The sequence below is a fragment of the Xanthomonas albilineans genome (assembly GCF_009931595.1).
In the GTDB taxonomy this organism is placed as follows: domain Bacteria; phylum Pseudomonadota; class Gammaproteobacteria; order Xanthomonadales; family Xanthomonadaceae; genus Xanthomonas_A; species Xanthomonas_A albilineans.
Genome location: NZ_CP046570.1, coordinates 1,745,184 through 1,762,261 on the forward strand (window position 1 = coordinate 1,745,184; position 17,078 = coordinate 1,762,261).

Genomic DNA, 17,078 nt, shown 5'->3' on the forward strand with positions numbered 1-17,078 from the left:
ACTGCTGGCTGACGACCGGGGCTAATCAGGACAATTTTTCAGCAGCCGGCCAGGGCTTCTGAAAGAGCTTCTGATAAAAATTCGACATTAGGGGAGTCCATCATGGATTGATGTGTGCCTGGTACCTGGATGAAACGAATAGAATCTTTCGGCAAAATATTTTGCCAACTCTGGCGTGGATTTCCTTTTGCAAATTCCGCAGCCTCAAACAGATGCAATTTAATTGAAATTGATGGGGCGCAATAGCCAAGAGATGCCTTTATATTGCGGCGAAATGACGCTGTATAATTCAACAATTCGTCTGCCTCCAGGTGCTCTGGTAGCAAGCGAATTTTCTTGTAATAACCTACAAGATCACTGAATTTCATCGTTTCATCTTCAAAATTATCTCCATCAATGCCGCAAAAATAACGAAGAATATCATTATTCTTCATTTCAGAAACAGACGCAATTTCTTCCCTAAAATTAATATCAGTCGATATATGAAATGTATCAAAAACACCTAAGAATTTTACTTGCAGGCCCGCATCTATAAGCTGACTCGCCATTTCATAAGCCACTAATCCACCGAAAGACCAGCCGGCGAGATGATATGGGCCTGAAGGCTGCACTCGTCGGATCTTCTCGATCGCCTGGGCAGCCATGTCTTGTATGGTGTTTATTGCAGGATCCTCAGGATATTCAACGCCATAGACTTGAATATCACAGCGCAAGAATTCTACAATTTTTCGACCGTACATGACATTGCAAAAACCATCATAAAGTAGAAATAGCGGCGAACCACTCCCCTCTTTGCGAAAAGGAACCAAGCCATCGCAGACATCTCTACATTCACCATTTTTGAGATAATCAGCAAGTGACATCATCACTGGATTAGAGAATAAGTCACCAATAGAAATCTCGACCCCGGCTTGTTTGAGACGACTAACCACCTGCACTGCCATTAGGGAGTGTCCACCCAGGGTGAAGAAGTTGTCATGCCGCCCGATCGTCTCCAGACCCAGCAGGTCGCGCCAGATCGCGGCAATGGTCTGTTCGATCGCGCCCTGTGGCGCTTCATACGCACGCGCCGCATAAGCCGTGACGTCCGGTGCTGGCAATGCCTTGCGATCCAGCTTGCCGTTCGGCGTCAACGGCAACCGATCCAGTTGTACGTAAGCCGCCGGCACCATGTAATCCGGCAGTATTGCTGACAACCAGCTGCGCAAAGCATCCGCATCCACGCTATCGGAGGTCACACCCTCGGCACCGACCCAATACGCCACAAGCCGCTTGTCGGAACCTGTCGCATCCTCCAGCGCCACCACCACGCACTCGCGCACATCCGCATGCGCGCTCAGCCGCGCTTCGATCTCGCCTAACTCGATGCGGAAGCCGCGGATCTTGACCTGATGATCATTGCGTCCGACAAACTCGATCGTGCCATCGGCACGCCAACGCCCCAGATCGCCGCTGCGGTATATCCGCGCTGTCCGATCGGCACTGAATGGATCCGTGAGGAAGCGCTCGGCCGTCAAGTCTTCGCGGTTCAGATATCCACGCGCCACACCGTCGCCACCGATATACAACTCGCCCACCACTCCGACCGGAACCGGCACACCATGTGTATCGAGGATGTAGATCCGCACATTGGAAATCGGACGACCGATTGGTGGCGTACCCGTCGCACTTGCATCACATTCATGCACAGAAGCGCAGACCGTCGTCTCGGTGGGGCCGTATGCATTGATCAACCGCCTTCCTTGGCACCAACGTTTCGCAATGGTGGCAGAGAGCGCCTCCCCGGCAACGACGAGTGTCTTCAGACAGGGAAGCTCCGGATTTTCAGGCAAGTTATGCAATACAGAAGGAGGCAAAGTGACATGACTTATCTGATATTCGCTCAATATTCTTGCGAGGTTTTCACCTGCCAACATCTCACCTGGATCAGCGATATAGAGTGATGCTCCGCAAAAAAGCGATACCAATAATTCAGAAGCAAATGCATCAAAACTCAATGAGGAAAACTGCATGACACGGCTGTTTTTTTCAACATTGAATGCGCGTATCTGGGCTAGCGCCAGGTTCACGACACTACGATGCTCGTTCATCGAGCCCTTCGGTGCACCGGTCGATCCAGAGGTGTAGATCACATACGCCAAATGGCGTGCGGTCAGGCCATTGGCGTGGCGGTCGGGATTACTGTCTGGCAGATGCGCCCAATGCTCACTGTCGGCTTGCAGATCGACGATCACCGCCGCAGTGGCACTGCATTCGACCAGGCGACGACTGGCGGCATCCGTCAGCACCGCCACCGCGCCGCAATCGGAGTGCATATAGGCCAGCCGCTCCGGCGGATAGGCAGGATCCAGCGGCACATACGCACCGCCCGCCTTCAGCACCGCCACCACCGCCACCACCATCTCTACACTACGCTGCACACAGATCGCCACGCGATCATCCGGGCGCACACCCAATCCGTGCAGGTAATGTGCCAACCGATTGGCTCGCGCATTCAACTCGGCATACGTCAGCGACACCTCGCCTTGCACCACCGCGATGGCCGAGGGATCACGTACCACCTGCGCCTCGAACAACTCGTGCACACAGGCATCGCGCGGATAATCCGCCGCCGTTGCATTCCACTCCATCAACACTTGATGGCGCTCGGCCTCGTCCAGCAACGGCAGACGATCCACCGCCATATCTTCGGCACCTTCGGCCACAATCGACGCCAATAGATGCCGCCAATGGCCCATCCACCGCTCCAGCGTCGCATGCTCGAACAACGCCGTGGCATAGGTCAGACTGCCGACGATCCCCTCTTCGCTTTCGGCCAACGACAATGACAGGTCGAACTGCGCGCTCGTCCTAGCCGCACCCAGCCCGCTGGCCTCAAGTTCGCCTAGGTCCAGGTCGCCTTCCGGTGTGTTCTGCCAAGCGAACATCACTTGGAACAACGGCGCATGGGACAGGCTGCGCGGCGGCTGGACCAGTTCCACCACCTGTTCGAACGGAATGTCCTGATGCGCCTGCGCCTGTAGCGCACGCTCCTTCACCGATGCCAGCAACTGCGCCAGCGTCGGTGAACCCGACAGCTCCACCCGCAACGCCAGCGTATTGACGAAGAACCCGATCAACCCCTCGGTCTCCGAGCGGCCACGATTGGCCACCGGACTACCGATCACCACATCGTCCTGGCAGGACAGACGCGACAGCAGCAGCGCCCAACTCGCCAGGAGCGTCATATACAGCGTCAACCCATGCCGCTGGCTGAGTTCCTTCAGCGCCTGCAACTGCTGTGGCTCCACGACCACTTCCAGTGTTGCTCCGGCATGGTCCTGCCGGGGCGGACGCGGACGATCCGTCGGCAGTTCAAGCAATACAGGCACACCGGACAGCGTTTCGCGCCAGTAAGTCGCCTGTTGCTGCAACACCTCGCCCGCCAGCCATTGCCGCTGCCAGCTCGCATAATCGGCGTACTGGATCGGCAGCGGTTTCAGTGGATCGGATTCACCGTGTGCGAAAGCCCGATACAACGCGCTCAGCTCGTTGATCAAAATCCCCATCGACCACCCATCCGAGACGATATGGTGCATGGTCACGAAGAGGACGTGTTCGTCGTGGGAGAGCTGTACCAGTACGCCACGGATCAGCGGGCCGTGTTCCAACGCAAATGGTGCCTGCGCCTCCTCCGCCAATAACTGCTCCAGCGCTGCCTCGCGCTCGGGCATATCGCGCAGATCATGGACGATCAACTGGAAGCCGCTGTCCTCGGCCGCGATCTGTTGCAATGCCTGTCCATCGACCAGCGCAAAAGTCGTGCGCAGCGACGCGTGCCGGGCCACGATGCGATCCAGGGTGCGTTGTAGTGCCTGGGTGTCCAACGCCCCACGCAAGCGCAGGCCGCCGCTGATGTGATACGCCTGACTGACGCCCTCGAACTGCGACAGGAACCAGAGCCGCTGCTGCGCGAAGGACAGCACGCGCGGTGCATCTGGTACCAGCGGCAGAATCGGCGGCAACACGGCAGCGGACGAAGACGCCACACACGCGGCAAGACGTTGCGGCGTCGCATGCGCGAACAACTCAGCCACGCCAATTTCGGCGCCCAGCTCCTGACGCAAGCGCGAGGCGACCCGCACCGCCAACAACGAATGCCCGCCGAGGGCGAAGAAGTTGTCGTGCCGACCAATCGTCTCCAGACCCAGCAAGTCACTCCAGATCGTGGCAATGGCCTGTTCGATTGCGCCCTGCGGTGCTTCATACGCACGCGCCGCATAAGCCGCACCATCCGGTGCAGGCAATGCCTTGCGATCCAGCTTGCCGTTCGGAGTCAATGGCAGGCGATCCAATTGCACATAGGCGGCTGGGACCATGTAATCCGGCAGCACATCCGATAGCAAACTGCGCAAATCCTCCGCGCCCAGATGCTCGGACGTCACACCCTCGGCTCCAACCCAATACGCCACCAGCCGCTTTTCGTTACTCCCGGCCTCCTCCAACGTCACCACCACACACTCGCGCACATCCGCATGCGTGCTCAGCCGTGCCTCGATCTCGCCCAGCTCGATACGGAAGCCGCGAATCTTGACCTGGTGATCGTTGCGCCCCAAGAACTCGATCGTGCCGTCGGCACGCCAACGCCCCAGATCGCCAGTGCGGTACATGCGTGCGCCGGGGTGTGCGGCGAACGGGTCGGGCACGAAGCGTTCGGCGGTCAGATCGGGTCGGCCGAGGTAGCCGCGCGCCATCGCCGCGCCGGCCAGATGCAGTTCGCCGCGCGCGCCGATCGGCAGCGGCTGACCGGCACGATCCAGCACATACGCCCGGGTCGCGGCGAGCGGACGGCCGATACCGCTCGGCGTGTCGATGGCGACGGCCTGGGCGGTGGCGACCACGACGGCTTCGGTCGGGCCGTAGGTATCCAGCAGCGGCATGCGGGTGCCTTGTACCCAGTGCTGGCGCATGGCCGGCGTCAGCGCTTCGCCGCCGATGATGAGTTGACGCACGCAGGCGGGAATCTCCAGCGACTGCGCGCATAGTTGCGCCCAGAAGCGGGTGGGCAGGTCGATCACGCTGATGCCGGCGTGCGCGCACTGCGGCCAGAAGCGCTCGGTGTCCAGCCAGGTGTCGTCGCGTAGGACCAAGGTGGCGCCGCTGCACAGGGCACCGAAGAGTTCTTCGACCGAGGCATCGAAGGCCAGTGCGGCAAATTGCAGTATGCGGTCCTGTGGTCCTAGCCGGTAGAGGTCGATCAGCGCGTGCAGGCACGTGGTCAATGCGTGGTGGGAGACCATCACGCCCTTGGGCGCACCGGTCGATCCAGACGTGTAGATCACATACACCAGATGGCGCGCAGTCAGACCATTGGCGTGGCGGACGGGATTGCTGTCTGGCAAATGCTCCCAATGCTCACTATCGGCTTGCAGGTCGACAATCAACGCCGAAGTGGCACTGCATTCGACCAGGCTACGACTGGCGGCATCCGTCAGCACCGCCACCGCGCCGCAATCGGCGTGCATATAGGCCAGCCGCTCCGGCGGATAGGCAGGATCCAGCGGCACATACGCACCGCCCGCCTTCAGCACCGCCAGCACCGCCACCACCATCTCGACACTGCGCTGCACGCAGATCGCCACCCGATCGTCCGGGACCACGCCCAACTCGCGCAGGTAATGCGCCAACCGGTTGGAACCTGTGTTCAATTCGCCATACGTCAGCGACACCTCACCCTGCACCACCGCGATGGCCGAGGGATCACGCGCAACCTGCGCCTCGAACAACTCGTGCACACATGCATCGCGTGGATAATCGACCGCCGTTGCATTCCACTCCATCAACACTTGATGGCGCTCGGCCTCGTCCAGCAACGGCAGACGATCCACCGCCATATCTTCGGCGCCCTCGGCCACCATCGCCGCCAACAGATACCGCCAATGCCCCATCCACCGCTCCAGCGTCGCATGCTCGAACAGCGCTGTGGCATAGATCAGAGTGCCGACGATCCCTTCTTCGCTTTCGGCCAACGACAACGACAGGTCGAACTGCGCGCTTGTTTGCGCAACGCCCAGCCCACTGGCATCGAGTTCGCCTAGGTCCAGGTCGCCTTCCGGTGTGTTCTGCCAAGCGAACATCACTTGGAACAACGGTGCATGGGACAGGCTGCGCGGCGGCTGGACCAGTTCCACCACCTGTTCGAACGGAATGTCCTGATGCGCCTGCGCCTGTAGCGCACGCTCCTTCACCGATGCCAGTAACTGCGCCAGCGTCGGTGAACCCGACAGCTCCACCCGCAACGCCAGCGTATTGACGAAGAACCCGATCAACCCCTCGGTCTCCGAGCGGCCACGATTGGCCACCGGGCTACCGATTACCACATCGTCCTGCCCAGAAAGACGCGACAGCAGCAGCGCCCAACTCGCCAAGAGCGTCATATACAGCGTCAACCCATGCCGCTGGCTCAGCGCCTTCAGCGCCTGCGCATGCTGTGGCCCCACGACCACCTCCAGCGTTGCGCCGGCATGCTCCTGCCGCGCCGGACGCGGACGATCCGTCGGCAGTTCCAGCAGTACCGGCGCACCGGATAGCGTCTCGCACCAGTATGTGGCTTGTTGCTGCAACACATCGCCTTCCAGCCATTGTCGCTGCCAACTCGCATAATCGGCATACTGAATTGGCAACGGTGGTAACGGATCGGCTTCGCCATTTGCAAAAGCGCGGTACAGCATGCTCAGCTCGTTGATCAAGATCCCCATCGACCACCCATCCGAGACGATGTGGTGCATGGTCACGAAGAGAACGTATTCGTCGTGGGCGAGCTGTACCAGTACGCCACGAATCAGCGGGCCGTGTTCCAAAGAAAATGGTGCCTGTGCCTCCTCGGCCAACAGTCGCTTCAGCTTCGCCTCGCGATCGGGCACATCGCGCAGATCGTGAGCGATCAACTGGAAGCCATTGTTTTCGGCGGCAATCTGTTGCAATGTCTGCCCATCAACCTGCACGAAGGTCGTGCGCAGCGATGCATGCCGGGCCACGATGCGATTCAGAGCGCGTTGCAGCGCCTGCGTATCCAGCGCTCCGCGCAAGCGCAAGCCACCACTGATGTGATACGCCTGACTGACACCCTCGAACTGCGACAGAAACCAAAGCCGCTGCTGCGCAAACGACAGCACGCGCGGCGCATCCGGTTCAAGCGGCAGAATCGGCGACAAAACGGCAGCGGACGAGGACGCCACACACGCTGCAAGTCGCTGGAGCGTCGCATGTGCAAACAACTCGGCCACGCCGATCTCGGCCCCCAACTCCTGACGCAAGCGCGAGGCAACCCGCACCGCCAGCAATGAATGCCCACCAAGGGCAAAGAAGTTATCGTGCCGCCCAATCGTCTCCAGACCCAGCAAGTCACTCCAGATCGTGGCAATGGCCTGTTCGATTGCGCCCTGCGGTGCTTCATACGCACGCGCCGCATAAGCCGCACCATCCGGTGCCGGCAATGCCTTGCGATCCAGCTTGCCGTTCGGAGTCAGTGGCAGACGATCCAACTGCACATAGGCCGCCGGCACCATGTAATCCGGCAGCACATCCGATAGCCAACTACGTAAAGTTTCAGCGCACAGATGCTCGGACGTCACGTCCTCGGCTCCGACCCAATATGCAACCAGCCGCTTGTCGTTGCCTGCGTCCGCATCCAGCGCCACCACCACGCACTCGCGCACCTGCGCATGCGCGCTCAGCCGTGCCTCGATCTCGCCCAACTCGATGCGGAAGCCACGAATCTTGACCTGGTGATCGTTACGTCCGACAAACTCGATCGTGCCGTCGGCACACCAACGCCCCAGATCGCCGCTGCGATACATCCGTGCCGTCGGATCGGCGCTGAATGGATCCGTGAGGAAACGTTCTGCGGTCAATTCCTCGCGATTCAGATATCCACGCGCCACACCATCGCCACCGAGATACAACTCGCCCACCACTCCGATCGGAACTGGCGTACCGTATCCATCGAGAATGTAGATCTGCGTGTTCGCGATCGGACGTCCGATCGGAAGACTTCTCAAACCATCATCGATCTCCACGACCTCATAAGTGGTGGCGATGGTCGTGATTTCCGTGGGGCCGTAACAATTCAAGAAATGCTGCGGGCTGTCGCCATCCAAAACCTTCGCCACCACGCTCGGATCAATCGCATCACCACCGGCAAGCAGATAACGCAAGTGGCCAAAGGCCTCTTTCATGCTATCCGCGTACTGATGGAACAGCCCTGCCGCTAAAAGCAATATGGTGATACCTTCGCATTTGATCGTCTCTGCCAACCGTACTTGGCTCAGCAAAACATCGGCTTCGATGACGATCATGCGCGCGCCATTGAGCAACGCGCCCCAGACCTCCAACGTGGTCGCATCGAAACTCGGATTGGCGGCAAAAGCGACACGGTCGCTCGGATGGAACGGCAGATATCCGTTGTTCAATACCAGACGATTGATACCACGATGCGGGATTTCGACCCCCTTCGGCAACCCTGTCGAACCAGATGTGTACATGACATAAGCGCTTGTACTGCCATGTGAGTACAAGCGCGGATTGTCAGATTCCGCAACATTCACTGCGGCATCGTCGATGTTGACCCGTAAGACCTCGAGCCGCTCTGGCAAGATGGTATCCTTAACCGCCAACACCCTAATGGCGTCGCAATCGGCGAGAATGTAGGTCAGCCGCTCCGGTGGATAGGCAGGATCCAGCGGCACGTACGCGCCTCCCGCCTTCAGCACCGCCAGCAGCGCCACGACCATCTCGACACTGCGCTGCACGCAAATTGCCATACGGTCGGCCGGGCGCACGCCCAACTCGCGCAGGTAATGCGCCAACCGATTGGCTCGCGCATTCAACTCGCCATACGTCAGCGACACCTCGCCTTGCACCACCGCGATGGCCGAGGGATCACGCGCGACCTGCGCCTCGAACAACTCGTGCACACACGCATCGCGCGGATAATCCGTCTCCGTTGCATTCCACTCCATCAATACCTGTTTGCGCTCTGCCTCGCCCAGCAACGGCAGACGATCCACCGCCATATCCTCGGCGCCCTCGGCCAGCATCGCCGCCAACAGATGCCGCCAATGGCCCATCCACCGCTCCAGCGTCGCATGCTCGAACAACGTCGTGGCATAGGTCAGACTGCCCACGATCCCCTCTTCGCTTTCGGCCAACGACAGCGACAGGTCGAACTTCGCGCTCGTCTGCGTCGTACCCAAACCACTGGCCTCGAGTTCGCCAAGATCCAGCTCACCCTGCGGCGTGTTCTGCCACGAGAACATCACCTGGAACAGCGGCGCATGTGCAAGACTGCGCGGCGGCTGCACCAGTTCCACCACCTGCTCGAACGGGATGTCCTGATGCGCCTGCGCTTGCAGCGCACGTTCTTTCACAGACGCCAACAGTTGCGCCAGCGTCGGTGAACCCGACACCTCCACCCGCAACGCCAGCGTGTTCACGAAGAACCCGATCAGCCCTTCGGTCTCCGACCTCCCACGATTGGCCACCGGGCTGCCGATCACCACATCGTCCTGTCCAGACAAGCGCGATAGCAGCAATGCCCAACTCGCCAAGAGCGTCATATACATCGTCAGGCCGTGCCGCTGGCTGAGTTCCTTCAGCGCCTGCGCCTGCTGTGGCTCCACGACCATTTCCAGCGTTGCTCCAGCATGGTCCTGCCTGGGCGGACGCGGACGATCCGTCGGTAGTTCCAGCAGCACCGGCGCACCAGACAGCGCCTCGCGCCAGTAAGCGGCCTGTTGCTGCAACACCTCGCCCGCCAGCCATTGCCGCTGCCAGCTCGCATAATCGGCGTACTGGATCGGCAACGGCGGTAGCGGATCGGCTTCGCCACGGGCAAACGCCCGATACAGCACGCTCAGCTCGTTGATCAAGATCCCCATCGACCACCCATCCGAGACGATGTGGTGCATGGTCACGAAGAAAACGTATTCGTCGTGGGCGAGCTGTACCAGCACGCCACGGATCAGCGGACCGCGTTCCAGCGCGAAGGGCGCTTGCGCCTCCTCGGCCAATAACTGCTCCAGCTTCGCCTCGCGCTCGGGCATATCGCGCAGATCATGGGCGATCAACTGGAAGCCGCTGTCTTCGGCGGCAATCTGCTGCAATGCCTGTCCATCGACCAGCGCAAAAGTCGTGCGCAGCGACGCGTGCCGGGCCACGATGCGATCCAGGGTGCGTTGTAGTGCCTGGGTGTCCAACGCCCCACGCAAGCGCAGGCCGCCGCTGATGTGATACGCCTGACTGACGCCCTCGAACTGCGACAGGAACCAGAGCCGTTGCTGCGCAAACGACAGCACGCGCGGCGCATCCGGCTCAAGCGGCAAGATCGGCGGCAAAACGGCAGCGGACGAGGACGCCACACACGCGGCAAGTCGCTGGAGCGTGGCATGGGCAAACAACTCGGCCACGCCGATCTCGGCCCCCAACTCCTGGCGCAAGCGCGAGGCGACCCGCACCGCCAACAACGAATGCCCGCCGAGGGCAAAGAAGTTATCGTGCCGACCGATCCTCTCCAGCCCAAGCAGGTCGCGCCAGATCGCGGCAATGGCTTGTTCGATATCGCCCTGAGGTGCTTCATACGTATGCGCCCCATAGGTCGCACCATCCGGTGCAGGCAATGCCTTGCGATCCAGCTTGCCGTTCGGAGTTAATGGCAGGCAATCCAGATACACGTAAACGGACGGGAGCATATAGTCGGGCAAGCGACCACCAAGCTGGGTGCGCACTGCCTCGGGATTGAGTTCGACACCGCCACCATCACCAACCAGATAAGCGACCAGATGCCTATCGCCCTGACTGTTCTGACGGGCGATGACCACTGCCTCGCACACACCGTCGCAGGCATGTAGCGCGGCTTCGATCTCGCCCGGCTCGATGCGGAAACCGCGAATCTTGACCTGGGCGTCGTTACGACCGAGGAAGTCCAGACTGCCATCGGCCAGGTAGCGCGCCAGATCGCCGGTCTTGTACATGCGCGCACCGGGTCGCTCTGCGAACGGATCGGGTATGAAGCGTTCAGCAGTCAACGCCGGACGATGCAGATAACCTTGAGCCAGTTGCGCACCGGCGATATACAGTTCGCCGGCTACACCAATCGGTGCCAGTTGGCCGTGGCTGTCAAGCACATAGAGCCGGGTATTGGTCAGTGGCCGACCGATCGGCACGCGTCGGCATGGATCGGGGGCATGTTCCAAAACCAATGCGGTGACAAACTGGGTACTCTCGGTCGGGCCATAGGTCTGCAATACGGTTACCTGTCCGTCCGCAGTGAACACCTGGGCCAGGGCATGGGGATCGGCGACATCGCCGCCGGTGAGCAGCAGACGCAATGCACCCAATTGCGGCGCAATCAATGGTGCGTAGACACGCAACACGCCAGCGACCAGAATCAATACCGACAGGCGTTCGCGTACCAATAGCGCACCCAGCGCCTGCGGATCGCGCATCGTCGACGATGGAACGATCACGATGGTGGCACCGTTGAGCAAGCTACCCCAGACCTCCAACGTGGTCGAGTCGAAAGCAGGGTTAGAGGCGAAAGCCACCCTGTCATTGGTGCGTAACCGTGCCGGCCCGTCTTGCAGGACAAGGTTGAGTACGGCTGCCTGCGAAACGATCACGCCTTTCGGCTGTCCGGTCGAACCGGAGGTGTACATGACGTAGGCTGGATGCTGCGGCCCCAGCCAGGCGATCTCGGGATTTTCTGCGCTCTGCTGTGAGAGCGCGGAATCAGCCACCGTGATTGTTGGCAGCGTTAGTTCATCGCGCAACGCGGCGGGCAACATCTGATCGACGATGACGATGCTGGCGCGACAGTCATCCAGCAATTCGTGCAAACGTTTGACAGGCGATGTCGAATCAAGAGGGACATAGGCGGCGCCGGCTTTGAGGGCGCCGAGCATGGCAGCGATTGCAGCGATGCCACGCTCCAGGAGGATTGCCACTCGGTCGTCCAGACCTACGCCCAATTCACGCAGGTAATGTGCCAACTGGTTGGCTCGCGCATTCAACTCGGCATACGTCATCGACACCTTGCCTTGCACCACCGCGATGGCCGATGGATCACGTATCACCTGCGCCTCGAACAACTCGTGCACACAGGCATCGCGCTGATAATCCGCTGCCTTTGCATTCCACTCCATCAATACCTGATACCGCTCTGCCTCGCCCAGCAACGACAGACGATCCACCGCCATATCTTCGGTGCCCTCGGCCACCATCGCCGCCAACAGATGCCGCCAATGGCCCATCCACCGCTCCAGCGTCGCATGCTCGAACAACGCCGTGGCATAGGTCAGACTGCCCACGATCCCGTCCGTGTTTTCTTCCAACGACAACGACAGGTCGAATAGCGCGCTCGTCTGCGTCGTGCCCAGCCCACTGGCCTCGAGTTCGCCAAGATCCAGCTCACCCTGCGGCGTGTTCTGCCACGCGAACATCACCTGGAACAGCGGCGCATGCGCCAGACTGCGCGGCGGCTGCACCAGTTCCACCACCTGCTCGAACGGGATGTCCTGATGTGCCTGCGCTTGCAGCGCACGTTCTTTCACAGACGCCAACAGTTGCGCCAGCGTCGGTGAACCCGACACCTCCACCCGCAACGCCAGCGTGTTCACGAAGAACCCGATCAGCCCTTCGGTCTCCGACCTCCCACGATTGGCCACCGGGCTGCCGATCACCACATCGTCCTGTCCAGACAAGCGCGATAGCAGCAACGCCCAACTCGCCAGGAGCGTCATATACAGCGTCAGCCCATGCCGCTGGCTGAGTTCCTTCAGCGCCTGCGCCTGCTGTGGCTCCACGACCACTTCCAACATCGCGCCGACATGCTCCTGCCGAGCCGGACGCGGACGATCCGTCGGCAGTTCCAGCAGCACCGGCGCACCAGACAGCGCCTCGCGCCAGTAAGCGGCCTGTTGCTGCAACACCTCGCCCGCCAGCCATTGCCGCTGCCAGCTCGCATAATCGGCGTACTGGATCAGCAACGGCGGTAGCGGATCGGCTTCGCCACGGGCAAACGCCCGATACAGCACGCTCAGCTCGTTGATCAAGATCCCCATCGACCACCCATCCGAGACGATGTGGTGCATGGTCACGAAGAAAACGTATTCGTCGTGGGCGAGCTGTACCAGCACGCCACGGATCAGCGGACCGCGTTCCAGCGCGAAGGGCGCTTGCGCCTCCTCGGCCAATAACTGCTCCAGCTTCGCCTCGCGCTCGGGCATATCGCGCAGATCATGGGCGATCAACTGGAAGCCGCTGTCCTCGGCCGCGATCTGTTGCAATGCCTGCCCATCGACCAGCCCAAAAGTCGTGCGCAGCGACGCGTGCCGGGCCACGATGCGATCCAGCGCACTTTGCAGCGCCTGCGTCTCCAGTGCTCCGCGCAAGCGCAGGCCGCCGCTGATGTGATACGCCTGACTGACGCCCTCGAACTGCGACAGAAACCAAAGACGTTGCTGCGCAAACGACAGCACGCGCGGTGCATCTGGTGCCAGCGGCAGAATCGGCGGCAACACGGCAGCGGACGAAGACGCCACACACGCGGCAAGACGTTGCGGCGTCGCATGCGCGAACAACTCAGCCACGCCAATTTCGGCGCCCAGCTCCTGACGCAAGCGCGAGGCGACCCGCACCGCCAACAACGAATGCCCACCGAGGGCAAAGAAGTTATCGTGCCGCCCAATCCTCTCCAGACCCAGCAATTCACTCCAGATCGCGGCAATGGCCTGTTCGATTGCGCCCTGCGGCGCTTCATACGCATGCGCGGCATAAGCCGATCCGTCCGGTGCAGGCAATGCCTTGCGATCCAGCTTGCCGTTCGGAGTCAGGGGCAGACGATCCAACTGCACATAGGCTGCCGGCACCATGTAATCCGGCAGCACATCCGATAGCCAACTACGCAAAGTTTCAGCGCACAGATGCTCCGACGTCACATCCTCGGCGCCGACCCAATACGCCACCAATCCCTTGTCGCTGCCCGCCCCATCCTCCAGCGTCACCACCACGCACTCGCGCACATCCGCATGTGCGCTCAACCGCGCCTCGATCTCACCCAACTCGATGCGGAAACCGCGGATCTTGACCTGATGATCGTTGCGTCCGACAAACTCGATCGTCCCGTCGGCACACCAACGCCCCAGATCGCCAGTGCGGTACATCCGCGCCGTTGGATCGGCGCTGAATGGATCGGCGAGGAAGCGCGCGGCGGTCAAATCGTCGCGGTTCAAATACCCACGTCCCACACCGTCACCACCGATATACAACTCGCCCACCACCCCGATCGGCACCGGCGCACCGTGTGTATCAAGGATGTAGATGCGCGTATTGGCCAGGGGCTTGCCGATGGTGACAATCGAATCGTATTCGGTATCTTCCGTCAGATGTTCTGCAGTACAGGAAACGGTGGTCTCTGTTGGACCATAAGTATTGACAACCTCGATGCCGTGAGGCCGTAGCGCATACCACTCCCTTAGCTTCTGCGGAGATATTGCATCCCCTGTCACATTGAGAAGTCGCACGCCTTGCAGTTGCGCACGCGCCAGTTCCGGCGATTGCTTCCATGCACCGACAAGGCTATGCCAATGCGCCATCGTCAAATGCACGACCGTCACCCGTGGGTGCGACGATATATTTCCAGACGCCTCATCGACAGCACCGAATATCGTTGGTGCGAGAACAAGTGCAGCGCCACCGAGCAAGGCAGGAAAGATTTCTTCCACCGAAAGATCGAAACTCATCGAATTCTGTTGCAAGACGAAATCGGAGTTCTTCACTCCAAACAACGTCACCGCATCCAACGCGTAGTTGCACAGATTCCTGTGTTCGATCATGACGCCCTTGGGCGCACCGGTTGATCCCGAGGTGTAGATCACATACGCCAAATGGCGTGTGGTCAGGCCATTGGCGTGGCGGTCGGGATTACTGTCTGGCAGATGCGTCCAATGTTCACTGTCGGCTTGCAGATCGACGATCACCGCCGCAATGGCACTGCATTCGACCAGGCGACGACTGGCGGCATCCGTCAGCACCGCCACCGCGCCGCAATCGGATTGCATATAGGCCAGCCGCTCCGGCGGATAAGCCGGATCCAGCGGCACATACGCACCGCCCGCCTTCAGCACCGCCACCACCGCCACCACCATCTCCACACTGCGCTGCACGCAGATCGCCACGCGATCGTCCGGGCGCACACCCAATCCGCGCAGGTAATGTGCCAACCGATTGGCTCGCGCATTCAACTCGGCATACGTCAGCGACACCTCACCCTGCACCACCGCGATGGCCGAGGGATCACGCGCGACCTGCGCCTCGAACAACTCATGCACACAGGCATCGCGCGGATAATCCGCTGCCGTTGCATTCCACTCCATCAATATCTGATGCCGCTCGGCCTCAGGCAGGACGTCAAGATCTCGCACCGTCGTCTCCGGCGCATGGGCAAGCGCATCGGCCAGCTCTTCCAACGCCTTCACCAGGAATGCGCATATCCGCTCCGGAGCCAGTGGCCGCTGCGACTGCACCGTCAGCGCAAAACCAGACCCCACATCGTCCACAGAAACGAAAAGCGGATAATTCGTCCGCTCATGCGCTGACAGCGTCTCGATCCCCTCCCAGGCCATTGCCTCGGCAGCGCCTTTTGCCTGGGCGCTATGCCGGTAGTTGAGCAGCGAGGTAAACAACGGCGCCGGCGCCGGAACACCACTGCAACGCTGCGCCAGCGATAGCGGCGCATGCTCATGCCGCAACAGCGCGGCAAGCCGTTTCTGCACCACACGCACACTCTCCATCACACTGGACCCGTCAATCTCGATCCGCAGCGGCAAGTTATTGATGAACAGACCCAACGCACGGTCGGCCCCCGCTCCACCCTGCATGCGGCCAAACAGCACCGTCCCGAACACGACGCGCTCATGCCCTGTGGCACGCGCCACCACCTGCGCCCAGGCCAGATGGAACAGGCTGGCCGCACTCACGCCGAGTTCGCGTGCCTGGCTGCGCAGCAACGCCGACAACCGATCCGGCAGGTCGAGCCGCACCTCCTCCACATCTGATCCATCGCCCTGCACATCGACCAGACCGAACGGCGCACAGGGCTCATCCACATCGCCGAGCAGCGTGCGGAAGTACGCCTCGTGCTCCTCGCGGCTCACGCCCAGCAACGCCTGCGCCACGAAATTGCGGAACGGCACGGCAGGCGGCAAGCTGTCAGCTGCATCACGCAGGTGGCATCCGACTTCTTCCAGCGTGGTGTGATCCAGTGCAAGGTTATGACAGAGCAACTGCAGTAACCAACGGCCATTGGCCGGATCGTGTGCGGCAAAGCCTCGCATCAGTGGCGCCTGGCGCACATCCATGCGCCAATGCCGTGGATCGAAACGCGACTGCAGCTGTGCGGCCACATCGCCATCGGCTTGCTCCAGGTGGACCTCCTCGATCACCAGCGGCGCGTGGCGCCATACAACCTGCACCGGGGCGGCCAACCCTTCCCAGGCCATCGCCGTGCGCAGAATGTCGTGACGATCGATCACACGTTGCAAGGCATCGACAAATCTATCCAAACGCGAACGGCTGTCGAACGCGATCAGGTTCGGATGCAAATAGGCATCGCCTTCACGCTGCAGCAGATAATGGAAGAAAATGCCTTCCTGCAACGGGGCCAGTGGATAGATGTCCTGAATATTTGCCGAACCACCAGGCGTAAATTCCGCAATCGCGCGAATATCATTTCTCGATATATCAATGAGATGTCGATCGTCACGAGCCGCGCCTCCAGTAACCCTGAAATTATCGATAATTCCTGCATTTATTTCTTTAATTATAATTTCCTTATTTTTTTTTATAAATTCTCGAGCCTCTACATCAAGCCCTCCTTTTTTACACAAAATACGCAAATTGAGACCATCGTCAGTTAATGACAAAGATATTTTATTGACATAAAATTCTAGGAATAGATCATTTATTTTCATATTATAACTTCCTCAGTTGAATCCGCACCGGAAAATGATGAGGAAGGTTTTATTTTATAATTTTCACTTAAT

Annotated in this window: 1 pseudogene; it reads right to left on the minus strand. The window is 60.1% G+C overall.

From position 1 onward, the window contains the following. Nucleotides 1-155 precede the first annotated feature (155 nt). Nucleotides 156-17,006 (minus strand): annotated as a pseudogene (locus tag XaFJ1_RS07390) (non-ribosomal peptide synthase/polyketide synthase); the annotation flags it as partial. Nucleotides 17,007-17,078 lie beyond the last annotated feature (72 nt).